The organism is Microcystis sp. M083S1, assembly GCF_020246405.1.
Lineage (GTDB): Bacteria > Cyanobacteriota > Cyanobacteriia > Cyanobacteriales > Microcystaceae > Microcystis > Microcystis aeruginosa_C.
In genome coordinates this window covers 42730-65747 of record NZ_JADBTB010000107.1, presented here as the reverse complement: position 1 = coordinate 65747, position 23018 = coordinate 42730, and the positions used below count along the sequence as shown (strand labels likewise).

Here is a 23018-nt window from a genome sequence, read left to right as displayed (position 1 = left end):
CTAAACAATTAGTAGTGGTCTCTGTTCATTACCTTTTTGAAGTATTAATTGAGTATCTTCTTCCGTCTCAGTTTTAGCATATAAAGCCATGAGTTTTAATCCTTTACGAATGACTTCAGACTCTGTTAAGCCTAGCTCCTTAGCTATTTCTTTAAGATATTCAGAGTCCTTTTGACTAAGATTTACTCGAAATTGTCTGGTAGCCATTTTTTTTTGTTAATTTAGTGAATGGATTGTATCGATTCACTGATAACTGATCACTAAGGTCGAGAAGAGCCATTTTTACCATTGAGGGCTATAGTAGGGTCAATTCATGAATTGACCCTACAGTCTGATTTAAGGGTTGTCATCGTCCTTTCTTATAGATGTCCATAATAGTCTGCCTTTAGAAACTTAGCATCCTAAGTCACAGTATCCCATCTTACCCTAATTACACCAGATATGTCAACCCTAATTACACTAGATATGTCAAGCAATTACACTAGATATGTCAAGCAATTACACCAGATATGTTAAGTCAACATAAACGAGTCCTGACGGTACTTAATGGGTGCATAGGTCAAATACCATCGACTTATCGACTTATTTGCTATTAAAAAGCTATTTTTCGCAAATTTTAACTAAAATAATCTTAGGTTTTATTCATCATTAGGTACAACAGGGGGTATAATAGGGTATTTAGTAGGTGGTATTATATATACATATATGCAAGACCTAGCAATGGGTATATTGTGGGGTTTAATAGATACCACAGTGCTGAGTTCCTATGGTATGATAGTTCCATCAACTTTTAGATAGATAAAAGTATGGCAGACACAACTAAACAAGTGAGTATGCTAGAATTGGAGTTAGAAGATGATCTAATCAGACAAATTGAAGATGTAGCTGATTCTGGTTGTTTTTCAAAAGATGAATTATTACAAAGTATTTTAGAAGCATGGAGACATCATCAAGCCTATATACATAGACTTGAAAATATGGTTCAAACAATCAATATTAAGTAATTCGATTTGAGGGTAATGTGGAATGATTACTATCAAATGATTCCCTGCTTATTGTTTTGAGCTAACAAAAAATTTTATCACTATTTTCTTGAACAACAGTCTATTAAACTTTCATAACAAGTAACCCTGAGACAATTATCATTTTTAGCAATTATTGAGATGTTAATTTGTTGTAAGCAGAAATAATCGCCGCATTTTCCCAATCATCATCAAAAGGAAGCGCATCGGAATCTGACAAAGCATTAGCCTAGATTTCTAGATCACCCATCGATTTAACTCGCTCCCAATCGGTTAAATTATTAATATCTGGGGGATTATTTGTTATATTTATCCTTCCTAAAGCTAGTCTTTCCAGATGCTGTGGCCAGTGCAGAACTACAGTGATATACTAAGGATAACTTGATCAATACTTTCTAGGGAGATTTTGCTATCAATTCCCAGAAAGTATCGAGGTTTAGGTTTTGCGTCCGAGAAAATTAATAATCTGGGGACTAATTTCTTTTGACCAATGTTCTTGGGGATAGTGTTTCGCTTCCGCGAGGGGGATTAATTCCACTCCTGATTTAGTAGCTAATTTTTCAACGGTGACAGAAGATAACCAAGGATCCCCCATTCCCCAGACAAAAAGGATAGGTTTTTCAAAGTTCTCTAAACCTGTCTCAATTTCTGCCATAGTTTTCGATAGGTTTAAATTGCGAATCGTGGCCACCAAAGCGCGACCCACTGCCGAAGTTTTTAGATAAGGTTGACGGAAAATAGCCAGATCTGCATCACTAATCACAAAACCGCTACCAGTTTCTAAAGTACGATCGACTAATAAGGGGTCTTGAGTCGCCATATCTCCGAGGAAAGGTAGCCCCCATTGTTTCATTATCCAGGGTAATTTAACATCACTGGAGAGGGGAGTATTTAAAACGATCAAGCGCTCAATTTTATCGGGATTTTCTAGGGCGTATTGTAAACCGACGGAGGCTAAAAAACCCTGGACAATCAGAGAGATTTTCGGCAATTGGAGAGCTTGAATAAAATCGGCCAAGGCTTGACAAAAAGCGCTAGGTGTGTAGGCGAAATCTCTGGCATCGGGTTTAGCGGATAAACCGGAACCGATCCAATCGGGGGCAATGGCATTAATGTTATATTCTTCTAAACTGGTCAATAATTCCCGCCAAATATAGCCATGGGCGGGTAAACCATGGAGTAGGATCACGGGGGTTGTGTCCGGTTGTTGAGCGGGGTTAACCTGTCGATAAAACCACTTGAGAGAGCCGACTTCGAGAAAACTTTCTAAAATAGCCATGGTTAATGGGGGATTAATAATCATTAACCATTGTCTAACGTCTAGGAACCGATCGCACCGGCAAATTTTCCACCCCGGCAGTTATAGGGAGCTTGCGTCGAGACTTTGTGCTTCTCCGGGGGTTAAGGGCAAATGAAGACCGCATTCTTGTTTTAAACCCTTGAAACGGGTGTCTCGTTCGTTGCTATCATCGGCGGTTAAAGGCCGACTGGAGTGCCAATCGCCGACGGAGACATAACCCAGATCAAAATAGGGATGGTAGGGGAGATCGTATTTAGTCAGATACTGGTATATGGTTTTGGCATTCCAGTCAAGGATCGGTAATATTTTGTAACGTTCGCCCTGTTGATTGACCCATTGGAGAGTTTTGCGGTGGTCGGTTTGGTCGCGACGTAAACCGGCTAACCAAGCGGTGGCCTTTAATTCCTTCAGGGCCCGTTGCATCGGCTCCACCTTGCGGATTTTGTCGTAGAGATTGAGGGAGTCGAGATCGTTATTTGACCACAGTTTACCGTGGATTGCTTCCATGCGGGCGGGACTGAGGGGAGATTGATAAACTTTCAGGTTTAAATGGAGGCGTTGGCTTAAGTCTTCGGCAAATTGATAGGTTTCCGGAGGAAGATAGCCGGTATCGATCCAAATGATGGGAATATCGGGGATAATTGCGGTGACGAGGTGCAACATTACTGCCGCTTGAATGCCGAAACTGGTACTCATCACTAAACCTTCCCCAAAGGTGGCCGCGGCCCAAGCGACGATTTCTGCGGCGTTAGCGGAGTCAAAACGTTGATTAATTCTGGCGAGGTCGAGGGATAGAGGGGAGGAAAAAGACCGGTCGGCAGTGGGGATGAAGGCAGTTTCTAGGGCCTGTGCATGAGAATTGAGTAAGTGTAAATCTGGCATTCTGGCTAAGATTTAAGGTGTACAGTAGCGGCGGATACTGATAGAGTCCAATCTATCCCTGTGATTGGATTATAGCATTGGGCCATCGGCCCGCTCTAGCTATTCCTTTTCCTTTCCAGAGCCTGGTTATTCGATCGAGGATAATGGAACTATCAGACCTCAATTGTATCTTAGTCGCTGATTTCAGGATAATTGGCCTCTCAGCCCCGCTACTGCTAGAAAAGTTACTATTTAGGGTCTGCTGAAAAAGTTTTTCGTGGGGACAGGGTGTGGGGTGTGGGGTGTGGGGTATGGGGTGTAGGGTGTAGGGTTTTACCGATTTTGAGGGGGTCAATTACCTAATTTTCAGGGAAAAAGTCCCTGAATTTTCCCCCCGATCACTCCCATATTTGCTACTTTTTGATTGACAAAAAGTCTAAAAGTCTTAGCCAACAAGGTTTTTAGATTTATTCAGCAAACCATATTTAGTAATTCTTTACTTTAAGTTAAGAAACTTATCTAAGGCTAGAACCATATTCGGCGGCCAACGGCGCACGCTTTTTACCCAGTCGAGGTCTTGATAGCGGGTATCCATGCCGACGGCGGCTACCCAATTGCTTTCCGCTTCTCCCTGTTGTCCTTGGGTCCATAAAACGGCGCTTAAGGCGGCTCTGACATCGGGGAACATGGGGTATTTGCGGGCAATATTCCGCATTTTTTGGACTGCTTCGGGATATCTGCCCAATTCGTACAGGGCCAGAGCCAGATTAGCTTGCGCCCAGGCAAAATTCGGGGCTAGTTGAGTGGCTTGGCGATAGTCTTTGACGGCGGCTTCCCAGTCCCCTAAACCGCCTTCGGCGTTGCCGCGATTGTTATAGGCAAAGGCATCATTGGGATCTAGTTCTAAAACTTTATTATAATCGGCGATCGCTTCTTGATATTTGCCTTCTCCCTCTAAAGCGGTGCCGCGATTGAGGTAGGGATCGGGGGCATCGGGGGCAATGGCGATCGCTTGGTTAAAATCAGCGATCGCATCCTCTAATTTATTGAGGCTGACTCTGGCATTGCCGCGATTACTCCAGACGGCGGGGTTAGTGGGGAATTTGGCGACTAATTCGGTCCAATAGTTTTCGGCCTGGGCGTAATCGCCTTTTTCTGTGGCTTCTAGGGCTTTTTCGGCGATAACTTCCCCTTCTCTAATCTGTTCTTCGCTAATAGTCGGGCTATCGGCATAAGCCGCTATGGGTAGGGCAAAAAAGAGCAATAGACTCAATACACAAGCGGTGATCCAACGCATAATTACTTCATAATTTGTTACTTAATCTTTTCTCAATCTACCCTACTTAGGTGAACTCTGCCCTAGATAGTCTTGATAGCCTAGTCGTTGAAGATTGCTTTGTTTTTCGAGGACGGAATCGGTGAGGGATTGACGATAGGCGATAACTTGCTCTAAAAGATCAGCATTACCAGTGGCGAGAATTTGAACCGCTAAAAGTCCGGCATTTTTGGCATTACCGATCGCCACCGTGGCCACGGGAATGCCTGCGGGCATCTGTACAATTGAATAGAGAGAGTCTAACCCTTGTAAAGTGCGCGTGACTACGGGAACTCCAATCACGGGTAAGGGGGTTAAAGATGCCACCATCCCGGGTAAATGGGCAGCGCCGCCGGCTCCAGCGATGATCACTTTTATTCCCCTTAAATGAGCGTTTTTGCCGTATTCAAACATTTTTTCGGGGGTACGATGGGCTGAGACGATGGCGACTTCGTGGCTAATCTGAAAAACCTCTAAAACTGCGATCGCTTCTTTCATGGTGGGTAAGTCGGAATCACTGCCCATAATTACACCCACTAGGGGCGCTGCTGTCACCATAGCTACTAGAAAATAATATTTCCCCTAAATTGTATCGGGATCGATGCCTAATTCTCGCAATTTTTGGGCTAATTTTTCCTTAGCCTGACGTTCCCTTTCTTTCTCTAAAAGAGCCTGCTCTTTTTCTAAAATAGCCTGTTCTTTTGCCTGTCGTTGCTGTAACTCAGCTTCTTGAGGAGTGGGGACTAATTGACCATTGGCGGTAAAATAACGCAGTTTACGGTCAAATATACCTAAATATAATCCTAACTGTTCACTCCATAAATAACCTTGGTCATTGGGAGAAATGGCTTGATATTGTCCCTCAATTAGTCTAAATCCCTGCAATTCTAAACTATTGGGATCGAACCAAAAATAATTAGGAGTGCGAAAGGTATTTTGGTAGAGAATTTTCTTGTTATTGCGGTCAATATTGGCCGTAGAATCGGAGAGAATCTCGACAATTACATCGGGATATTTACCCTGTTCTCTCCAAACCACCCAACTTTTGCGGGGACGCTTTTCGGTATCTAAAACCACAAAAAAATCAGGACCCCAGAAATCGCGCTTTTTTAGTTGTTCCTCGTTGTAGTAGATGGTTAGATTTCCCGAAGCGTAGTAATCACTCCTCTCGCGCCATAATAATTCTAGACAACTAAGGAGAATGATGATCTGTTGCAGGTGTAGATCACTTTCCAAGGGTGGTTCATCACTCCATAAATCTGTGGGGGGACAGGTAACTTCTGGGATCATGTCTAGGGCTGTCATGACTTTTTCCAGGTATTTTAGGATTGATTAATTATAGCTTTTTCTCACAATTGCAGAGATAAGGCGGGGGGATTTTAACCAATAACTTAAGTAGGTAGGCGTTAAAAATCATCAGACACCCCCCTTATCAAGGGTAGGGTTGATTCATGAATCAACCCTACCTTATCAAGGGGGGCAGGGGGGATCGAACCTAAAATCCATTTTTAATTTAATTATAACCAATAACTTAATCCTATACCTTGACCGATCGCCTTCCGCACTTTATCCTAGCGCCATGGGCAAATATCTTAAAACTTCTATACAATGGCCCCCAATAAGCCCGATAACAACGATGACTGAAACCCTAATTCAACCTGCAACCCTAGTAGAACTCTTACGTTACCGCGCCACGGCACAACCAGAGGGCCATGCCTACACTTTTCTTATCGATGGTAAAAAAGAAACCCCACCTTTAACCTACAGTGAACTCGATCGCCAAGCAAGAGCAATCGCCGCCTATTTGCAAAAATACCAGGCCCAAGGGGAACGCGCCCTATTACTCTATCCTCAAAGTTTAGAAGTAGTGGCCGCTTTTTGTGGTTGTCTCTACGCGGGAGTGATTGCCATTCCCGTCCCCCCACCGGAATCGGGACGACTTAAGCGCACTTTGCCCCGTTTACGCGCAATTGTCAAGGATGCTAATGCCACCTTTGCCCTAGTTACCGAAAGTATTCTGACTCTTATTGAAGGTGTTAAGGAAGAATTCCCAGAATTCGACCAAATGAAATGGATTACTACCGAAAGTATTGATATTTCCCTAGCGGACCAATGGCAAGATCCCCAGGTGGATAAATCGGCGCTTGCTTATCTGCAATATACCTCCGGTTCGACTAATATCCCCAAAGGGGTGATGCTAAGTCATTTTAACCTGATGCACCATTGCGGTTACTTGCAAAAAGCTTGTGGTTACGAACCGGATAGCGTTACCCTAACTTGGATGCCCTATTTTCACGATTACGGGTTAGTCGAGGGTATCACCGTCCCCCTCTACAACGGTACACCCTGCTATCTCATGTCTCCCTTTGCTTTTATTAAGCGTCCGATGCAGTGGTTAAAAAATATTACTAAGTACAAAGTTACTCATAGTCAGGCCCCCAACTTCGCCTATGATCTTTGTACTCGCAGGATTAAAGCTGCCGATTTAGCGGAATTAGACCTGAGCAGTTGGCAGGCCGCGGGAAATGCCGCCGAACCGATTAACCCAAAGGTCATGGCCAAATTTGTCGATACTTTTGCAGATTATGGCTTTTCTTGGCAAACTTTCGCCCCTGCCTACGGATTAGCTGAATATACCCTCTTGATTTCCAATAAACCCAAGGGAACCACCCCAATTATCACCGCTTTGGATGCCACCGCCTACGAACGCGGTAAAATTGTCCCTGTAGGCTCTGATCGAACTACGGGAGTTAGATACGTCCCCAGTTGTGGTCGTCGCGTCTGTGATACCCGTATAGCTATCGTTAATCCCGATACTTTCACCCTTTGTGCAGCCGATGAAGTGGGCGAAATTTGGGCCAGTGACCCCAGTATGGCCGCTGGATATTGGCAACGGGAAGACGCAACCAAAGAGACTTTTCAAGCTTATCTTGCCGATACAGGAGAAGGACCGTTTTTACGCACGGGAGATTTAGGTTTTCTTCTCGATGGGGAATTACATATCACGGGACGGATTAAGGATTTAATTATTGTCCGTGGTAGTAATCATTATCCCCAGGATTTAGAATGGTCAGTACAGCATCTTAATGAGGTTTTTCGTCCCGATTATGGTGCCGCTTTTTCTATTGAAGATAACGGGGAAGAACAGTTAGTTATTGTCCAGGAATTGGAACGTCGCAGCGGCGAATTAGATACGGCCAAATTAATCGCCGATATCCGTCAGGAAATCGCCGAAGAACACGAAATTATGACCCATGCCATTGTTTTGGCTAAATCGGGAACAATTCTCAAAACTGCCAGTGGCAAAATTCAACGTCGCGCTATTAAACAGAATTTTCTCAATGGCAATATGAGTGTTATCGATGCTTGGTCAGAAAATCCTCAGTTAGTTAGTAAATTCGATCGCTCTATTTCTGAAACAGAAGCATAGTTTTTTGGGTGGGCATCGCTCACCCGATCGAGCATAACAGAGGCAGGGGGCAGGAGGCAGGGGTAGGGTTGATTCATAGTAGGGTTGATTCATAGTAGGGTTGATTCATGAATCAACCCTACCCTTTGGGGGCGTGGCGCCGCCCCCAAACCTCAGAGCGCATTAGTTTTTCGGTGGGATGCTTACAGACGGCTGCTGATATATCTGTAATAATTTAAGAGTCACTCCACTTGCATTTGAACAGAACAAGTAAGGGCGAAGCATTCGGATAGGAAATCTACGGTTTCAGCGATAGGTTATCGCTCGAATGCTTCGCCCCTACGGGACCCTTGACTTGTGGGGAAAGGTAGAAATTAAGAGGCAAATAATCCCGATGTTAATAAAGACATCAGCCAGATTAAAAACAGGAAAATTAATCAATCTAAAATCGAGAAAATCCACCACATAACCAAACAAAAAGCGATCGATACCATTGCCGAAAGCCCCTGCTAAAATAAAACCGTAGGCTAATTGTTCCCAACGATTTAAATGCGGTCCAAAGTAAGCAAAAGCCATTAATCCCAAACTAACTAATAAGGATAGCCATTTGAGCCAACCAACACCGCCCCGAAAAGCACTAAAAGCCGCCCCGGTATTAATCACAAATGTAAAATGAAAAACCCCCGGAATAATCGGGAAAGTATCACCAATTTGCTCAAAACTCTGCACGGTTATATACTTAGTTACTTGGTCTAAAATTAGACCAATCACCGCCACTATCCAAAACCAGCGATTTTTTTTAAACATTGGCTGTGGCATCAATAAAATAATAATTTACGGAAGAAAAAGGCAATAATTACCACCACACAAATTACTACTAACTGCCCTAAAAATGGCCCGACTGAATAATTCATAAATAGGGTGGGCAAACTATCGGGAAAGGTGATTTGACCGGCTTGGGGCTGAAAAATCGACAATCCCAGCATATATAATAAACCGCACAGATGAATCACTAACAAACCAGCAAAAGCGCTTAAAGCCAGGGTTTCTATCTTGGCGCGCCAGCGAAAAGCCAGCCAACCACACAGCCATGCCCCCGGCATAAAGCCTAAAATATAGCCAAAACTGGGTTCTTTCAGATAACCCATTCCCCCACCCTGGGCAAACACCGGCAACCAAGTTAAACCGAGAAAAATATAGGCCACCTGGGCGAGAAGCCCAGCATTTTTGCCCCCCAGACAGCCCGTTAATAATACTGCCCCAATTTGGTAAGTTATGCCTAGTTTTTGCGAAGATAGACCCGCAGCCGACCAACTAGCTAGGCTCACTGGAACAAATGTACTAAAAATTGTCAGCAGCAAACCAATCAAGGCCCAGATTAACTCATTGGGAACCGATGCGGAAGCGCGCCGCGGCGGAGATTCTCGTCCTCGACGTGATTTAGGTTGCCTGTTGGGGTTGGTATTCACCGGGGATGGGGGCTTCTCCTCCTATTAAACTAAGATCAGCCAACATCGCCTGATCCTGTTGGGGGGGTTGTCCTAGAGTGGTCAAATAATGTCCAATCAGCATAGCATTAATTCCCGATTTTAGCCCCAGATTTTGCAATTCTCCCATCACCGCCTCTCGTCCCCCGGCATAACGGAGGATTTGTTGGGGTAAGATAAACCGGAAAATAGCGATCGCTTTTAGGGCAGTAAAGGGATCCAGTTTGGGTAAATGACCTAGAGGGGTGCCACTTCTGGGGTTTAATAGGTTAATCGGCACTGATTCCACTTCTAATTCCGCCAGAGAAAAAGCTAAATCAATGCGATCAGTCCAACTTTCCCCCATACCGATAATTCCGCCGGTACAAGCCTGAATTCCTGCCGCTTTCAGGTTTTTTACCGTTTCTACCCGATCCTGCCAACTGTGGGTGGAGACGACGTTAGGATAAAAATTCTCGGAAGCCTCCAGATTGTGATTATAACGGGTAACTCCGGCTTCTTTTAAGGCTTGCGCTTGGGCAAGGGTTAACTCTCCTAGGGCGCAACAGGGTTTAATCTTGGCGGTTTCGATGATTTCTTGAACTGTGGCCAGTATTTCCTCGAATTCCTTGGATTTGGGGCTATTATACTTTAATCCCCGACCTTGACTAACTAAACAGAAGCGTTTGGCCCCCGCGTCGGCTGCCGCTTTCGCATGGCTGACGATTTCCTCGCGACTTTTTAAACCGTAGATAGGCGAATCTTGTCCGGGATGGTGGACGGATTGGGAACAAAAACTACAATTTTCCGAACAACTTCCCGATTTTATGTTGATAATGCTACATAAATCCACCGTATTACCACAACAGGCCTGACGAATGCGATCGGCAGCTTCACATAAGCTGAAAATATTTTCCTGACCTTCGATCGCAGTTAAAGCCAGGGCCTCTTGCTTACTGAGTCGATCGCCAGCGATAATCTGATTAGCCCTAGTCTGTAACCAGTTTTTTAAGGCTTCTCCCTCCACGGGGATAGATTGAGTAGCGGTGTGTGTAGAGACTTGTACCACGTCGTTTATGCTCTGACTAAGTTAGGCTCATCTTATCATTATTCAGTTACCGAGGAAAGATTAATAAAAAACTTTAGAAAAAAATACTCTTTTGTGCTAAACTACCCGCAAAAGTTATATTGTCTCCGATTTTATGAAAGTTATTCCGACGGAAATTCCTGATGTTTTAATTATTGAACCGCAAGTTTACGGAGACGATCGAGGTTTTTTCTTGGAGAGTTTTAATCAGAAAGATTTTCGAGAGAAAACTGGGGTTAATACCACTTTTGTCCAGGATAATCACTCTATGTCCTTAAAAAATGTCCTGCGAGGATTGCATTATCAAATCCCCAATCCCCAGGGTAAACTGGTGCGAGTAGTGAACGGTAGTGTTTTTGATGTGGCAGTGGATGCGCGTCAAAGTTCCCCCACTTTTGGGCAATGGGTAGGCTGTGTTTTAAGTGCGGAAAATAAACGTATTTTCTGGGTTCCCGAAGGTTTTGCCCATGGTTTTCTAGTCCTCTCCGACCGAGCAGAATTTCTCTACAAAACCACTAATTATTATTATCCCCAATACGAAAAAACCATCGCCTGGAATGATGCCGATTTAGGGATTGATTGGCCTCTACAGACCCCGCCGATTCTCTCCCCTAAAGACCAAGCTGGACAACCCTTTAAATCCGTGGAAGTTTTCCCCTAAAGACGATGAAAAAAGTTTTATTAATTGGTGCTAAAGGTCAAGTAGGACAAGAGTTACAAGTAACTTTACCCCAGTTAGGTGAAGTTATTAGTATCGGTCGAGAAGAACTAGATTTAACCAACTCGGAAAAAATCGGCCAGTTAATTAGGGAAATTCACCCCAATTATCTCGTTAATGCCTCCGCTTACACCGCAGTGGATAAAGCCGAAACCGAGCCAGATTTAGCCTATTCTATCAATGCTACAGCCCCGAAAATCATGGCGGAATCTGCCGAGAAAATTAAAGCTAAATTTCTCCATATTTCCACTGATTATGTGTTTGATGGTCGAAAAAATACTCCCTATCTAGAAACCGATCTAACTAATCCTTTAGGGGTTTATGGACAATCAAAGTTAAGGGGAGAAGAGGAGATTAAAACTGTTAATTCTCAGGCAATTATCCTGCGGACTGCTTGGGTTTACGGTAGTTATGGCAAAAGTAATTTTGTCAAAACTATGCTGAGATTAGGTAAGGAAAGAGAGGAGTTAAAAGTAGTTGTTGATCAGGTGGGAAGTCCCACTTGGGCCAAAGATATCGCCACGGCCATTACTCAGCTTTTAATTAATGCCGATAATCCCGCAGGAATCTATAATTTTACTAATAGCGGTGTCGCCAGTTGGTTTGATTTAACTAAAGCGATTTTTGAGGAGGCAAAAATAAGCGGTATTCCCCTAAAAATTCAGAGGGTAATTCCTATTACTACGGCGGAGTATCCTACCCCGGCGGTGCGTCCGGCCTATTCGGTTCTTTCCGGTCAAAAAATCTCGCAACAATTGGGTTATATTCCTCCCTATTGGCGAGATTCTCTCAAAGCTATGCTCAACCAACTATTTAATCTTTAAAACTATGAAAGCACTAATTTTATCCGGTGGCAAAGGTACGAGGTTACGTCCCCTAACCTATACTGGGGCAAAACAGTTAGTTCCCGTGGCCAATAAACCGATTTTATGGTATGGAATCGAGTCAATTGTCGCCGCAGGAATTACCGATATTGGCATTATTATCAGTCCCGAAACCGGGGAAGAAATTCGTCAGACCACGGGTAATGGTGAACAGTTTGGGGCTAAGATAACTTATATTCGCCAAGATCAACCAGCCGGATTAGCTCACGCGGTCAAAACTGCCCAATCTTTCCTAGGAGATTCCCCCTTTATTATGTACTTGGGTGATAACCTAATTGAGGATGATTTATCGCCCTTTTTAGACTCTTTCCAAAAACAGTCCCTTGACGCTTTAATTCTCCTGCGAAAAGTGTCTAATCCCAGTGCTTTTGGGGTGGCAAAAGTCGATGAAACCGGCAAAGTTTTATACTTAGTCGAAAAACCCAAAGAACCCCCCTCAAATTTAGCTTTGGTGGGGATTTATTTTTTTGCTCCCACCATTCACCAAGCGATCGCATCTATTCAACCTTCGGGCCGGGGTGAGTTAGAAATTACCGACGCTATCCAAGAATTAATCAATCAAAATAAAGCCGTAGAAGCCAATAAACTACTGGGTTGGTGGTTAGATACCGGTAAAAAAGATGATTTATTAGAAGCAAATCGGATTATCCTCGATACCTCTCTAGAAATCGCTTTACTAGGAGAAATTGATCCTAATAGTCAGGTGATCGGACGGGTACAAATTGGTCAGGGTAGTAAAATTATTAATAGTACCATTCGCGGCCCTGTCATTATTGGAGAAAATTGTCACATTGAGAATTGTTTTATCGGTCCCTATAGCAGTGTGGCTAATGGAGTAAAATTAATCGATGCCGACATAGAACACAGTGTAATTCTCAAAGATGCCACGATTATTGGCATTCATCAGCGCATAGTTGATAGTGTTATCGGACGACGGGCAAAATTAGAAATTGCTCCCCAACGTCCCAAGGCTTTACGCTTTATGATTGGGGATGATTCCCATGTGGAATTAGTTTAGTTATCGGGGATTAACTGCTTGTTTAATTAGGGTCTGCGGCAAAAAGTTTTGGCTCTTCTAGGTTCTGTGTGATTAGTTTAACTTACATAGGATCGATCTTTGTGTCCTTTGTGTCTTTGTGGTTCGTTCCACCCCCTCGCTAGGAGAAATGTATCCTAGAATACATTTTACCCACCAAACCTAGGAGAGCCAAGTTTTTCCTGGGTGTAGGGTGTAGGATTTTACCGATTTTCAGGGAAAAAGTCCCGGAATTTTCACCCCAATCACTCCAATCGCTGGCACTTTTTGATGGGAAAAAAGTCTAAAAGCCTTATCCAACAAGGTTTTTAGATTTATTCAGCCAACCCTAACTATGTTATAATCAAGAGTCTGACCTATTTTACCGTTCTAGAACTATGACGCAACAGTATCGCATTACCCTACTACCCGGCGATGGCATCGGGCCGGAAATCCTCGCTGTCACCGTAGAGATACTGAAAGTCATCGCTAAAAAATTTGACCTCCAGTTGGACTTCCAAACCGCTTTAATTGGAGGGGCAGCCATTGATGAAACCGGCAGTCCCCTCCCCGAAGCAACCCTGAGCGCCTGTAAAAATAGTGATGCTGTTCTCCTGGCCGCTATCGGGGGTTATAAATGGGATAATTTACCCCGGCAGCAAAGGCCAGAAACGGGATTATTAGGCTTAAGATCTGGTTTAGGTCTTTTTGCTAATTTGCGTCCTGCCACCATTTTTCCGCAATTAATCGACGCTTCTAGTCTCAAACGGGAGATTATCGAGGGAGTGGATATCATGGTCGTCCGGGAATTGACCGGGGGTGTCTATTTCGGTCAACCGAAGGGGATTTTTGAGACAGAAACGGGAGAAAAATGCGGTGTAAATACCATGGTTTACCTGGAATCGGAGGTGGACCGCATCGCTAAGGTAGCCTTTGAAATTGCCCAAAAACGCGGCAAGAAACTCTGTTCCGTCGATAAAGCTAATGTTCTTGATGTTTCCCAACTCTGGCGCGACCGGGTGACGAAAATGGCCGCTAATTATCCCGATGTGGAACTGTCTCATCTCTACGTCGATAACGCAGCCATGCAGTTAGTCCGGGCCCCCAAACAATTTGATACTATCGTCACGGGCAATTTATTCGGTGATATTCTCTCCGATGAAGCGGCCATGTTAACCGGTAGTATCGGAATGTTACCCTCCGCTAGTTTAGGGACTGCTGGGGTGGGAGTTTTTGAACCCGTCCACGGTTCGGCCCCGGATATCGCCGGCCAAGATAAAGCCAATCCGATCGCCCAGATTCTCAGTGCTGCTATGATGTTAAAATATGGGCTAAATCAGCCTTTAGCGGCAGCATCGCTGGAAAAAGCCGTAGAAAAAGTCTTAGACCTCGGTTATCGTACTGGAGATATTTTCTCAGAAGGTATGACCTTAGTGGGATGCCAAGCTATGGGCCAGGCCATCCTGAAAGTTTTAGAATCATAACAAAAGTGACAAATTCGGAAATCGTCATATACCATTGATTTAATAAATACGTCAATTTAATCGTGGGGAGACGAGTGAGATGGTGGCCCTATCCGAGAAAACAGAACAACAGCGTGTCGATATGGAAATCCCAATTTTGTTAGATCCTACTGTCTTACGGGCAGCCAGACGCATTTATCGCATCTACTGCACCCTCAATAGCAGAGTTAGTAAACGTCCTTTCGGTGTCGCTATTAACCGCGACAATCATCGCGGCCAATTGATTTTTAACAATAAACCGATTCTTCTCCCGGGAGAGTGTTTCGTCCCGATTAAGCAAATCGAATCAGAAGCCTATTAATTTTTGTGAAGATTTGCCCCGAATATCTTGCCAAACGTCAGCTAATACCCACTGGCGTAATTTTTTTGTCTAACATAGGGTTTGCTGAATAAATCTAAAAACATTGTTCGATAAGACTTTTAGACCTTTTTGAAATCCAAAAGTACCGGCCATTGGAGTAATGGGGGGGAAAATTCCTGGACTTTTTCCCTGAAAATCGGTAAAACCCTACACCCCACACCCCACACCCAAGACAAACTTTTTGCCGCAAACCCTAATATAAAAAGAATGTTCGGGAATAATCTTAACTCTACCCTAATCCAAGACCTCGATCGCCTAGAAAATCGTCTTCGGGAAATTCCCCTCGAACCGGGGGTGTACTTCCTGCGCGACCAAAATGGCGAAATTCTCTACATCGGTAAATCCAAAAAACTCCGGTCTAGAGTCCGTTCCTATTTTCGTCCCAGTCAACCCCTCAGTCCCCGCATTGCTTTGATGGTACGACAGGTGACAGAAATTGAATTTATCGTCACCGACACGGAAGCAGAATCCTTGGCCCTAGAAGCTAATCTAATTAAACAACATCAGCCCCATTTTAATACTCTCCTCAAGGACGATAAAAAATATCCATACATTTGTATTACTTGGTCGGAAACCTACCCGCGCATTTTTATCACCCGCAAACGTAGGATAAATAACCAAAAAGACCGTTATTATGGTCCCTACGTCGATACTAGGCTGCTGCGCCACACTTTACACCTAATTAAACGCACTTTTCCCCTGCGTCAACGTCCCCAACCTCTTTTTAAAGACCGTCCCTGTTTAAATTATGATATCGGTCGTTGTCCGGGGGTTTGTCAAAAATTAATCAGTCCCCAGGATTATCGAGAAACCTTGCAGAAAGTGGCGATGATTTTTCAGGGAAGGACGGGGGAATTATTAGAGAAATTAGCGACAAAGATGCTCGCAGCGTCGGAAAACCTAGATTTTGAAAAAGCGGCCACGATTAGGGATCAAATTCGCGGATTACAGGCTCTTAATACCGATCAAAAAGTCTCTTTACCTGATGATACCGTATCCCGGGACGCGATCGCTTTAGCTAAGGACGAGCAGCATTGTTGCATACAATTATTCCAAGTGCGTTCTGGTCGTTTGGTGGGACGTTTGGGATTTTTTGCCGATAGTCAGTCAGCAAACGAGGGAGAAATCCTGCAAAAAGTCCTAGAAGAACATTATTTATCGGTGGAAGGGGTGGAAATTCCCAGCGAAATCCTGTTACCCTGCGAATTACCGGAAGGTGAGGTGTTAGCGGGGTGGTTAAGGGAAAAAAAAGGTCGCAAAGTCGAGTTAACTGTCCCCCAACGGCAAAGTAAAGCGGATTTATTAGCTATGGTCGAGAAAAACGCTCTTTATGAGTTAGAAAAGACGAAAAGAAGCGCCGAACGAGATTTACAGTCTTTGCAGGATTTAGCGGTAATTCTCGATTTACCGGCACTACCCCACCGCATCGAGGGTTATGATATTTCTCATATTCAGGGTTCTAATGCAGTCGCGTCGGGAGTGGTGTTTATCGATGGGGTGGCCGCTAATCAACATTATCGTCACTATAAAATCAAAAATCCCGAAGTTAAAATCGGCCATTCCGATGATTTTGCCAGTTTAGCAGAAGTAATTCGCCGGCGTTTCCGTCGTTATGCCGAAAATCCCGATAATATTGCCGAAAGTGATGATTTTCCCGATTTGGTCATGATTGATGGGGGAAAAGGACAATTATCGGCAGTGGTGACAGTTTTAGGGGAGATGAATTTATTAGAACAGGTAAAAGTTGTTAGTTTAGCTAAACAGAGAGAGGAGATTTTTTTACCAGGGGAATCCTCTCCTTTAGAGACGGATAAGGAACAACCCGGAGTGCAATTATTGCGTCGAGTCAGGGATGAAGCGCACCGCTTTGCTGTTAGCTTTCACCGACAACAAAGGATGCAAAAAAGTCGCCGTTCCCGTTTGGATGAGATACCGGGTTTAGGTTTTAAGCGACAAAAAGATTTATTAGCTCATTTTCATTCTCTGGATTATATTCGCGAAGCTTCCCTAGAACAATTGCAACAGGTGACAGGAATTGGGGAACAATTAGCTAAGGAAATTTATAATTATTTTCATCCTAGGTAGGGATAAGCTGTTGAAGAATATCTAAGGCTTGACGGGGGGTTATGATGAGAATATCTTCAATAACGCCTAGTTTTAGCAAATCCGATTTATCCCCACTCACCAGATAATCAGCTTTACCCGCAATCGCTGTGGCCAAAATGATATTATCATCTGGGTCGGGTGAATAAGACACAATAGGGAGGGATGTCACGCAGAGGGTAGAAGCGGTTATCCCTGCTAACATGGTTTGGGCTTCTTCTGGGGTGAAATAACGTTGCAATTTAGGATAAGCCATCACTCGCTGTAATTCTTCAAGTTGCGATGTCGAGGTCACTAGCTCAAACAGATTCACACGCCATGCTTGATAAAGAAGATAAGGCGGTGTGTTTTTGCGTAACAGTGCAGAAATTAGAATATTGGTATCAAGAACGAGACGCAGCACGAGTTTCTCGGATAGCCTCATTGATAGATTCTTCGATTTCTTCCTCGGAATAACGCGAGTTACGTTCTTGGACAGAATCCACGGTTGCTTCAAAGCTCAGTCTTTGTGACGTTTCTTCAAAGTATCCCTTTTTTGCGCCTTTTTGTCCTAAAGCTGATTCGGTTAGTGACCAATGTACCATGATTTTTCTCCTTTAGCGTCTAAACGCATAAACATCATAACCCATTTCTAGCAACAATTAGAAAGAATAAATTTTAACCTCAGATAAGGTGCTTTACACCCAACTAAGAATAACCGTTGGGGTGGTTGGGTTTCGCTTTTTCAATCGAATTGAGCCATTTTCGACCCCGTATTGTTTCGCTTAACTCAACCTAGGAGGCCGAAAACCTAGACTAACGCGGAGTAATTTCACTCAACGCTTCTTGCAGCACTTCATCACTTACACCATGACGCTTCAAACTAGCAACGAGAGCAGAAATTGTATCTCCCTCTAGACGCTCCAAATCCGCACGCAGCCCTTGTCCAATGTAAGCACGGATCAAAGGTTGATAACCTGAGAAACCAAGTAACGGTGCAACCCGCTTTAAATCTTCAATCACATCTTCGGGAATACGAATCGTGATTGTAGTCATAGGGCGATTTTTCTCCAGTCGTTTTTTTAATGCCTCAACTTTCATAATACTCACGTTCCTTGCGTGTGGCTTTGCGAGCCGAAATGATCCGAATGATGTCGTTTTCACGCTCAATATAAACGACGTACAGGAGATTCCACCGTCTATCTAACCCAATGATCGCATCTCGTGCCTCATCATTGCGACTTGCATCAACAACAACCAGCAGTGGATCGAAGAAGACTTCTGCTGCTTGCTGAAACGTAATACCGTCATGGTTGATCGGGTTAATCCTAGATTTCTCGTCATTCCAAACAAAAGTAATGCCACTGAGGACAAAATAGACATCCATACTTGTAGTATAGGCAGGATGTATTTACATTGTCAATACTTTATTAACACACCCTAGGAGGCTACGAGGCTTCATCTTTAGGAAAAACGCCGTAACTTGGGATATAACTGAATCTGCTAGGATGCTATCACAGAATAGAAGACCACATCTATTAATTGCTGAGGCAGAACTAAGTTTAACCGCTCCTTTTTTCACTACTTCTATCGCTTTTGGTCCAAAAAATTAGGCGTTTTCGGTTTACCATAGTCAAAGTGTGCTTTCTAGGCTAATGACTTTGACTAAAAACCCCGTGAGCAGAAACCGTCGTTTTTCCCCGCGCAATCTCTTTGAGACTTGCATGGCCCTATTGGTGTTATGTAATTATATTCTGGTTATTTTCGATTTAACCTATATTCCCCTGCGAGATTTTTGGTTACAGGGACGCTTGCAAATAACTTTATTAAGATTTAATGAACCAATAAAATTCGGGACGATTTCCTTTCAAGAATTACAAATACCTCCCGATAAACCCCTAGAAATTCCCTTTGTTAAAGGAATCGCTAAGTATGATGTGGTGAAAGGGATTAAACCCTATCGCAGTACCAGTGAATATTTAGATACGGTTAATAAACTTAATCAAATAATTAATCAAAAACTCTTTAACCCAGAGTTTAATCTGGGAGAATATCGCCAAGAGATTGAGAAAATTTTAGAAAATTTGCGCCAGAATAGTGTCAATATGGTCGATAATAATCCCTTTGCCTCGGCGGAGAAAACTGGGACTTTAGAAAAGATTAAAAATAAAATGCGCTTGCGGGTTTTTAAAACAGAAAATGTTTCCGCAAAAGCAGCCTTTCAGAAGTTTTGGACTTGGGATTATCTCAGTCAAAATGGCTGGGAAAAAGAGTTGAAATTTTTTAATCAAGAAATTCAACCTTTAATAGAAACTAATTATTTTCGTCCCCTGGGAGAAGATGGGAGACCGATAGATAACTTTGAGGCGATCGATTTTTTATTTGGTACCATCTTTTTCTGGGAATTTATGCTGAGAACTTGGTGGATTGCTCGCACTCATAAAGGCCTGCGTTGGCGCGAGGCTATGTTATGGCGATGGTATGATATTTTTCTGTTTGTTCCTATCTGGAGATGGTTGCGATTTATTCCTACCGTTATTCGCCTAGACCAAGTTAAAATTATTAACTTAAAGTTGATTAAAGAACAGGCAGTTAAAGGTTTAGTTGCGCTAATTTCTAAAGATATTACTGAGATAATTGTCCTGAGAATTATTAATCAAATACAGGAATATATCCGACGGGGACAAGTGGAGAAATTTCTCGATCGATCCCTCAATGGCGGCTATAATAATCTCAATGATACTAATGAAGTTATCGAAATTTTTCGGTTAGTAGTTAATAGCACCGTTGACAAGGTTTTACCGCAAGTTAAACCGGAAGCAGAAGCTTTAATTAAATACAATATCGAGAAAATTCTCAGTCAAACTCCTGCGTATCAGAGCTTATTGCGATTACCCGGTATGAAAGGGTTAAAAACTGACTTGAGCAATCGTCTATCTAGTCAATTGTATCAATCTTTTGTTAATATAGCTGACAAGATTACCCAGGAAGACGAAGTTTTTGAACGTTTATTGCAGCAATTAGTCCAGCGTTTCGGGCAATCTCTCGCTGGGGAATTACAATCCCGTCACAGTCTAGAAAGAATCGAGATGTTATTAATTATCTTCCTAGAAGAAGTGAAATTAAACTATGTAGAAGAATTCTCGGATGAAGACTTAGAAACTATCCTCGAACAAACTCGCTTACTCCACTCTCAAAGTGCAGAAATTACCCCAGGAGAAACCATGAATCCTCGTCGTCTTCCCTAAAAATTAAGTAGCTGGTTATAATTAAATTAAAAATGGATTTTAGGTTCGATCCCCCCTGCCCCCCTTGATAAGGGGGGTGCCGATAGGCGGGGGGATCTCCCCTTGATAAGGGGGGTGCCGATAGGCGGGGGGATCTCCCCTTGATAAGGGGGGTGCCGATAGGCGGGGGGATCTCCCCTTGATAAGGGGGGTGCCGATAGGCGGGGGGATCTCCCCTTAATAAGGGGGCATCTGATAATTTTTAACGCCTACCTACTTAATGATCATTGATTAGGTAATATTGCTTGATTTTTTGATCACTTTTCTAGTAATATATATGCTGAAGACCCGATTACTCAATTAACCTAATTATCTACTCCCATGTTAACAAAAATTATTCTCGGTTTACTTTGGTTAGGCTTCGGATTATACGCTTTTTTACTAGCACCCCCCGATCAACCAGATACAGTGAATTTAATTATCAATCTTTCCACTGGGAAATGGCAAGATATCAACCCGTTAATTATCGCTCTTTTTAACCTGATGGGAGTTTGGCCACTTATCTACACTAGCCTTTTAATTATCGATGGTCGTGACCAAAAAATCATCGCGTGGCCCTTTACTTTTGCCTCCTTTGCCGTGGGTGCTTTCGCTATTTTACCCTATCTAACTCTCCGTCAACCCAACAGCAATTTTACCGGTAAAAAAAATCTGGTCATTAAACTTTTAGACTCACCTTGGTTGGGAGTAATTGCCCTAATTACTGCGGCAATTTTAATCGCTTACGGATTAATTAACGGCAATTGGTCTGATTTTTGGCATCAGTGGCAAACTAGCCGTTTTATTCATGTTATGAGTTTAGATTTCTGTCTTTTAACCGTATTATGTCCAATTTTGCTGCAAGATGATCTAACCCGACGGGGGTTAAAAAATCCTTTCCTGTTGCCGGTAATTTCCCTATTGCCTCTAATCGGTCCGGCAATTTATTTAATTATTCGTCCTCGCTTAGGGGAGAATTAAGGGTAAATTGTCTTGAGCAAACTTAACTATTTCTTGACAAGAGAAGTTCATATTTAACAAAAATTATGCTGAGGTTCCCCTAAAATACGAGTCAAGAGATTAATGTCCAGATTAGAAGGAGTGTTTAACCTTGTTAGAGAGTCAAAAACCACCTCGGATTTACTGCTTTCAAGCTGATTATCTTGCCTCCCAACAATTTAACCCCCAAGAGATTCCCGCTTGGTTATCCTTAGAAGTAAACTGGCAGGGTTATAGAATTCATACCCTACCCTGGGTAGCAGACGTAGCTAGGGTATTAGGATTATTAGCGATCGAAGATACCCCCCAAGGGTGGCAAGATTATTTAGAAAGCTTGGGATTAGCCAAAATTAGGTTAATGGACAGCGAGGAGTTTTTTGAGGATAAATCTTTATCGGGATGTTAGAAATGCCCTATAATTGGCAATTTAGTGATGATTCTACCAGTGAATTTATGCCCTATAAACTACTCTTCGTCTGTTTAGGAAATATCTGTCGTTCTCCCGCTGCCGAGAATATCATGACTTATCTGATTGAACAAGAAGGATTAGGTAATAAAATCCTCTGTGATTCTGCGGGGACTGCCGGTTATCATATCGGTTCTCCTCCCGATTCTCGCATGAATACGGCGGCCAAAAAACGCGGTATTCCTCTGCAAGGGACAGCCAGACAATTTACCCGCGAAGATTTCGATAATTTTGATCTAATCTTAGCCATGGATAAAGCCAATTATCAAGATATTTTATCCCTAGATCGGACAGGAAAATATCAAGAAAAGGTCAAGTTAATGTGTGACTATGCTCGTTATCACCCAGAAAAAGAAGTTCCCGATCCCTACTACGGTGGTCGTGAAGGTTTTGACCGCGTAATCGAGCTACTTTTAGACTCCTGTGGCAGTCTTTTGGAGGAAGTAAAAAACAAAATTTAAGTTTTTTCTTTCAGCTAATCGATTAATCTATGTTCGAGGGAAAAACGAACCAATTCAGCCCGATTGTTAGTATTGGTTTTTCTGAGTAAACTGCTAACATATTTCTCGATCGTGCGAGAACTAAGATGCAGTTTTTGCCCAATTTCACTGTTAGAAAGTCCCCGGGCTAAATGTTCTAACACTTCCCGCTCGCGATTAGTTAACTTAAAATCGTCCTGTAAAGAAGAAGTTAAAACATCCCTAGTTTTGGGGCTTTCTTCTGGTTTTAATTTCTGATATTGACGTTCGCTTTGCACCATTTGCGCTCGCTCTAAAAGATTGCGAATAACCGCTTTTAATTCCTCCATCTCAAAAGGTTTAGGAAGATAGATATCACAACCCACTTGATAACCGCGAATTCTTTCCTCCGTTGACCCTCTTTCGGTTAAAAAGATTACCGGTAATAACCTAAATTCTGGCTGTTGCCGCACCTTAGTCACCAAAGAATAACCGTCCAAACGGGGCATTTTGATATCCGATACCAAAAGATGGGGATGATAGGTATCCAATAAATTCAAAGCTTCCAAACCATTACTCGCCGCCACCACACTATAACCTGCTAATTCTAAATAATCTTTGACCGCTAGGCGGATACCGGGGTCATCATCGGCAATTAGAATCAAAAGAGGCATAGAAATTAACAGGACAAGGTTTTTTCAGTATTGATAGCCTAGCACCCTCCGCTCGTCACAATTGTCCATCAAGCTACAGAGGCCGTTTTAACTGATATTATACTAGCAGTAA

At 43.1% G+C, this 23018-nt stretch carries 26 protein-coding genes and 1 pseudogene; 12 read left to right on the top strand and 15 right to left on the bottom strand.

Annotated elements, in window-relative coordinates; translation table 11 throughout:
* Window positions 1–207 carry a hypothetical protein gene (locus tag IM450_RS11215; RefSeq protein WP_012264701.1) on the bottom strand — a complete coding sequence of 69 codons (207 nt, stop codon included), beginning with the start codon at window positions 205–207 and terminating at the stop codon, window positions 1–3.
* Window positions 208–806: 599 nt separating this feature from the next.
* Between IM450_RS11215 and IM450_RS11210 the strand changes: the two genes are divergently transcribed.
* Window positions 807–1004, top strand: a complete 198-nt coding sequence (locus tag IM450_RS11210; protein WP_287667793.1) for a hypothetical protein — start codon at window positions 807–809, stop codon at window positions 1002–1004.
* A 151-nt stretch (window positions 1005–1155) separates the two neighbouring features.
* On the opposite strand, the pseudogene IM450_RS22500 reads toward IM450_RS11210, so the two are convergent.
* The 6 genes and pseudogenes from IM450_RS22500 to IM450_RS11185 form a co-directional block, all read right to left on the bottom strand.
* Window positions 1156–1359: pseudogene (locus IM450_RS22500) on the bottom strand (hypothetical protein).
* 99 nt (window positions 1360–1458) lie between these two features.
* The gene (locus IM450_RS11205; RefSeq protein ID WP_287667790.1) at window positions 1459–2325 is read right to left on the bottom strand and encodes an alpha/beta fold hydrolase; all 867 of its coding nucleotides are present in this window, start codon (window positions 2323–2325) and stop codon (window positions 1459–1461) included.
* A 57-nt stretch (window positions 2326–2382) separates the two neighbouring features.
* Window positions 2383–3204, bottom strand: a complete 822-nt coding sequence (gene cysH / locus IM450_RS11200) for a phosphoadenosine phosphosulfate reductase (protein ID WP_002802636.1) — start codon at window positions 3202–3204, stop codon at window positions 2383–2385.
* A 475-nt stretch (window positions 3205–3679) separates the two neighbouring features.
* The gene (locus tag IM450_RS11195; RefSeq protein ID WP_002802635.1) at window positions 3680–4480 is read right to left on the bottom strand and encodes a tetratricopeptide repeat protein; all 801 of its coding nucleotides are present in this window, start codon (window positions 4478–4480) and stop codon (window positions 3680–3682) included.
* Between the two features lie 42 nt (window positions 4481–4522).
* The gene (purE, locus tag IM450_RS11190) at window positions 4523–5056 is read right to left on the bottom strand and encodes a 5-(carboxyamino)imidazole ribonucleotide mutase (protein ID WP_002802634.1); all 534 of its coding nucleotides are present in this window, start codon (window positions 5054–5056) and stop codon (window positions 4523–4525) included.
* Window positions 5057–5080: 24 nt separating this feature from the next.
* The gene (locus tag IM450_RS11185; RefSeq protein ID WP_287667784.1) at window positions 5081–5803 is read right to left on the bottom strand and encodes a Uma2 family endonuclease; all 723 of its coding nucleotides are present in this window, start codon (window positions 5801–5803) and stop codon (window positions 5081–5083) included.
* Window positions 5804–6134: 331 nt separating this feature from the next.
* Here IM450_RS11185 and IM450_RS11180 point away from each other — a divergent pair, with 331 nt between their 5' ends.
* Complete coding sequence (locus tag IM450_RS11180; protein ID WP_287667781.1) at window positions 6135–7928, top strand: fatty acyl-AMP ligase; 1794 nt, start codon at window positions 6135–6137, stop codon at window positions 7926–7928.
* Window positions 7929–8246: 318 nt separating this feature from the next.
* Here the strand turns inward: IM450_RS11180 and lspA are convergent, their stop codons facing one another.
* From lspA to bioB, 3 genes are read right to left on the bottom strand one after another with little or no spacing between them, the layout of a single operon-like run.
* Complete coding sequence (gene lspA / locus IM450_RS11175; RefSeq protein WP_043998000.1) at window positions 8247–8714, bottom strand: signal peptidase II; 468 nt, start codon at window positions 8712–8714, stop codon at window positions 8247–8249.
* Window positions 8715–8725: 11 nt separating this feature from the next.
* Window positions 8726–9376 (bottom strand): biotin transporter BioY, encoded by a 651-nt coding sequence (locus IM450_RS11170; RefSeq protein ID WP_002802629.1) that lies wholly within the window; start codon window positions 9374–9376, stop codon window positions 8726–8728.
* Entirely contained in the window at window positions 9348–10442 is a 1095-nt protein-coding gene (gene bioB / locus IM450_RS11165; RefSeq protein ID WP_002802627.1) for a biotin synthase BioB, read from the bottom strand. Before bioB ends, IM450_RS11170 begins: the two co-directional genes overlap by 29 nt.
* A gap of 133 nt (window positions 10443–10575) precedes the next feature.
* Here bioB and rfbC point away from each other — a divergent pair, with 133 nt between their 5' ends.
* From rfbC to uvrC, 6 genes are all read left to right on the top strand, one after another.
* Window positions 10576–11121, top strand: coding sequence for a dTDP-4-dehydrorhamnose 3,5-epimerase (gene rfbC / locus IM450_RS11160; protein WP_287667774.1), 546 nt, complete (start codon window positions 10576–10578; stop codon window positions 11119–11121).
* 5 nt (window positions 11122–11126) lie between these two features.
* Window positions 11127–12002, top strand: coding sequence for a dTDP-4-dehydrorhamnose reductase (gene rfbD, locus IM450_RS11155; protein ID WP_287667771.1), 876 nt, complete (start codon window positions 11127–11129; stop codon window positions 12000–12002).
* A gap of 4 nt (window positions 12003–12006) precedes the next feature.
* Window positions 12007–13080, top strand: coding sequence for a glucose-1-phosphate thymidylyltransferase (locus IM450_RS11150; protein WP_002802620.1), 1074 nt, complete (start codon window positions 12007–12009; stop codon window positions 13078–13080).
* Window positions 13081–13475: 395 nt separating this feature from the next.
* A complete protein-coding gene (gene leuB / locus IM450_RS11145; protein ID WP_287667765.1) occupies window positions 13476–14561 on the top strand; it encodes a 3-isopropylmalate dehydrogenase in 1086 nt (361 codons plus the stop codon).
* A gap of 79 nt (window positions 14562–14640) precedes the next feature.
* Complete coding sequence (locus IM450_RS11140; protein ID WP_002734814.1) at window positions 14641–14901, top strand: hypothetical protein; 261 nt, start codon at window positions 14641–14643, stop codon at window positions 14899–14901.
* Between the two features lie 267 nt (window positions 14902–15168).
* The gene (gene uvrC, locus IM450_RS11135) at window positions 15169–17046 is read left to right on the top strand and encodes an excinuclease ABC subunit UvrC (RefSeq protein ID WP_287667815.1); all 1878 of its coding nucleotides are present in this window, start codon (window positions 15169–15171) and stop codon (window positions 17044–17046) included.
* Here the strand turns inward: uvrC and IM450_RS11130 are convergent.
* From IM450_RS11130 to IM450_RS11115, 4 genes are all read right to left on the bottom strand, one after another.
* Entirely contained in the window at window positions 17039–17467 is a 429-nt protein-coding gene (locus IM450_RS11130) for a putative toxin-antitoxin system toxin component, PIN family (protein WP_223210666.1), read from the bottom strand. The two genes, uvrC and IM450_RS11130, sit on opposite strands and share 8 nt — an antisense overlap.
* Window positions 17448–17648, bottom strand: coding sequence for a hypothetical protein (locus tag IM450_RS11125; RefSeq protein WP_287667762.1), 201 nt, complete (start codon window positions 17646–17648; stop codon window positions 17448–17450). Before IM450_RS11125 ends, IM450_RS11130 begins: the two co-directional genes overlap by 20 nt.
* A 211-nt stretch (window positions 17649–17859) precedes the next feature.
* Window positions 17860–18144: a hypothetical protein gene (locus IM450_RS11120; RefSeq protein ID WP_024968654.1), complete on the bottom strand. Its 285-nt coding sequence runs from the start codon at window positions 18142–18144 to the stop codon at window positions 17860–17862.
* Entirely contained in the window at window positions 18134–18430 is a 297-nt protein-coding gene (locus IM450_RS11115) for a BrnT family toxin (RefSeq protein ID WP_002784536.1), read from the bottom strand. The genes IM450_RS11120 and IM450_RS11115 overlap by 11 nt, the downstream gene beginning before the upstream one ends.
* Window positions 18431–18698: 268 nt before the next feature.
* On the opposite strand from IM450_RS11115, the gene IM450_RS11110 reads away from it, so the two are divergent.
* The 4 genes from IM450_RS11110 (at window position 18699) to IM450_RS11095 (ending at window position 22235) form a co-directional block, all read left to right on the top strand.
* Entirely contained in the window at window positions 18699–20291 is a 1593-nt protein-coding gene (locus tag IM450_RS11110) for a hypothetical protein (protein WP_287667759.1), read from the top strand.
* Between the two features lie 360 nt (window positions 20292–20651).
* Complete coding sequence (locus IM450_RS11105) at window positions 20652–21290, top strand: DUF2834 domain-containing protein (RefSeq protein WP_287667756.1); 639 nt, start codon at window positions 20652–20654, stop codon at window positions 21288–21290.
* A 130-nt stretch (window positions 21291–21420) separates the two neighbouring features.
* Window positions 21421–21714, top strand: a complete 294-nt coding sequence (locus tag IM450_RS11100) for a hypothetical protein (RefSeq protein WP_002733401.1) — start codon at window positions 21421–21423, stop codon at window positions 21712–21714.
* Window positions 21715–21716: 2 nt separating this feature from the next.
* Window positions 21717–22235: a low molecular weight protein-tyrosine-phosphatase gene (locus tag IM450_RS11095; RefSeq protein WP_002802607.1), complete on the top strand. Its 519-nt coding sequence runs from the start codon at window positions 21717–21719 to the stop codon at window positions 22233–22235.
* 14 nt (window positions 22236–22249) lie between these two features.
* Here IM450_RS11095 and IM450_RS11090 read toward each other — a convergent pair whose 3' ends face one another.
* Window positions 22250–22906 carry a response regulator transcription factor gene (locus IM450_RS11090; protein WP_002802605.1) on the bottom strand — a complete coding sequence of 219 codons (657 nt, stop codon included), beginning with the start codon at window positions 22904–22906 and terminating at the stop codon, window positions 22250–22252.
* Window positions 22907–23018 lie beyond the last annotated feature (112 nt).

Excerpts from the sequence above, each read along its gene's own strand:
- IM450_RS11215 (WP_012264701.1), bottom strand. The coding sequence starts at position 207 with ATGGCTACCAGACAATTTCGAGTAAATCTTAGTCAAAAGGACTCTGAA.
- IM450_RS11210 (WP_287667793.1), top strand. The coding sequence starts at position 807 with ATGGCAGACACAACTAAACAAGTGAGTATGCTAGAATTGGAGTTAGAA.
- IM450_RS11205 (WP_287667790.1), bottom strand. The coding sequence starts at position 2,325 with ATGATTATTAATCCCCCATTAACCATGGCTATTTTAGAAAGTTTTCTC.
- cysH (WP_002802636.1), bottom strand. The coding sequence starts at position 3,204 with ATGCCAGATTTACACTTACTCAATTCTCATGCACAGGCCCTAGAAACT.
- IM450_RS11195 (WP_002802635.1), bottom strand. The coding sequence starts at position 4,480 with ATGCGTTGGATCACCGCTTGTGTATTGAGTCTATTGCTCTTTTTTGCC.
- purE (WP_002802634.1), bottom strand. The coding sequence starts at position 5,056 with ATGGTGACAGCAGCGCCCCTAGTGGGTGTAATTATGGGCAGTGATTCC.
- IM450_RS11185 (WP_287667784.1), bottom strand. The coding sequence starts at position 5,803 with ATGACAGCCCTAGACATGATCCCAGAAGTTACCTGTCCCCCCACAGAT.
- IM450_RS11180 (WP_287667781.1), top strand. The coding sequence starts at position 6,135 with ATGACTGAAACCCTAATTCAACCTGCAACCCTAGTAGAACTCTTACGT.
- lspA (WP_043998000.1), bottom strand. The coding sequence starts at position 8,714 with ATGTTTAAAAAAAATCGCTGGTTTTGGATAGTGGCGGTGATTGGTCTA.
- rfbC (WP_287667774.1), top strand. The coding sequence starts at position 10,576 with ATGAAAGTTATTCCGACGGAAATTCCTGATGTTTTAATTATTGAACCG.
- rfbD (WP_287667771.1), top strand. The coding sequence starts at position 11,127 with ATGAAAAAAGTTTTATTAATTGGTGCTAAAGGTCAAGTAGGACAAGAG.
- IM450_RS11150 (WP_002802620.1), top strand. The coding sequence starts at position 12,007 with ATGAAAGCACTAATTTTATCCGGTGGCAAAGGTACGAGGTTACGTCCC.
- leuB (WP_287667765.1), top strand. The coding sequence starts at position 13,476 with ATGACGCAACAGTATCGCATTACCCTACTACCCGGCGATGGCATCGGG.
- IM450_RS11140 (WP_002734814.1), top strand. The coding sequence starts at position 14,641 with ATGGTGGCCCTATCCGAGAAAACAGAACAACAGCGTGTCGATATGGAA.
- uvrC (WP_287667815.1), top strand. The coding sequence starts at position 15,169 with ATGTTCGGGAATAATCTTAACTCTACCCTAATCCAAGACCTCGATCGC.
- IM450_RS11125 (WP_287667762.1), bottom strand. The coding sequence starts at position 17,648 with ATGGTACATTGGTCACTAACCGAATCAGCTTTAGGACAAAAAGGCGCA.
- IM450_RS11120 (WP_024968654.1), bottom strand. The coding sequence starts at position 18,144 with ATGAAAGTTGAGGCATTAAAAAAACGACTGGAGAAAAATCGCCCTATG.
- IM450_RS11115 (WP_002784536.1), bottom strand. The coding sequence starts at position 18,430 with ATGGATGTCTATTTTGTCCTCAGTGGCATTACTTTTGTTTGGAATGAC.
- IM450_RS11110 (WP_287667759.1), top strand. The coding sequence starts at position 18,699 with ATGACTTTGACTAAAAACCCCGTGAGCAGAAACCGTCGTTTTTCCCCG.
- IM450_RS11105 (WP_287667756.1), top strand. The coding sequence starts at position 20,652 with ATGTTAACAAAAATTATTCTCGGTTTACTTTGGTTAGGCTTCGGATTA.
- IM450_RS11095 (WP_002802607.1), top strand. The coding sequence starts at position 21,717 with ATGCCCTATAATTGGCAATTTAGTGATGATTCTACCAGTGAATTTATG.
- IM450_RS11090 (WP_002802605.1), bottom strand. The coding sequence starts at position 22,906 with ATGCCTCTTTTGATTCTAATTGCCGATGATGACCCCGGTATCCGCCTA.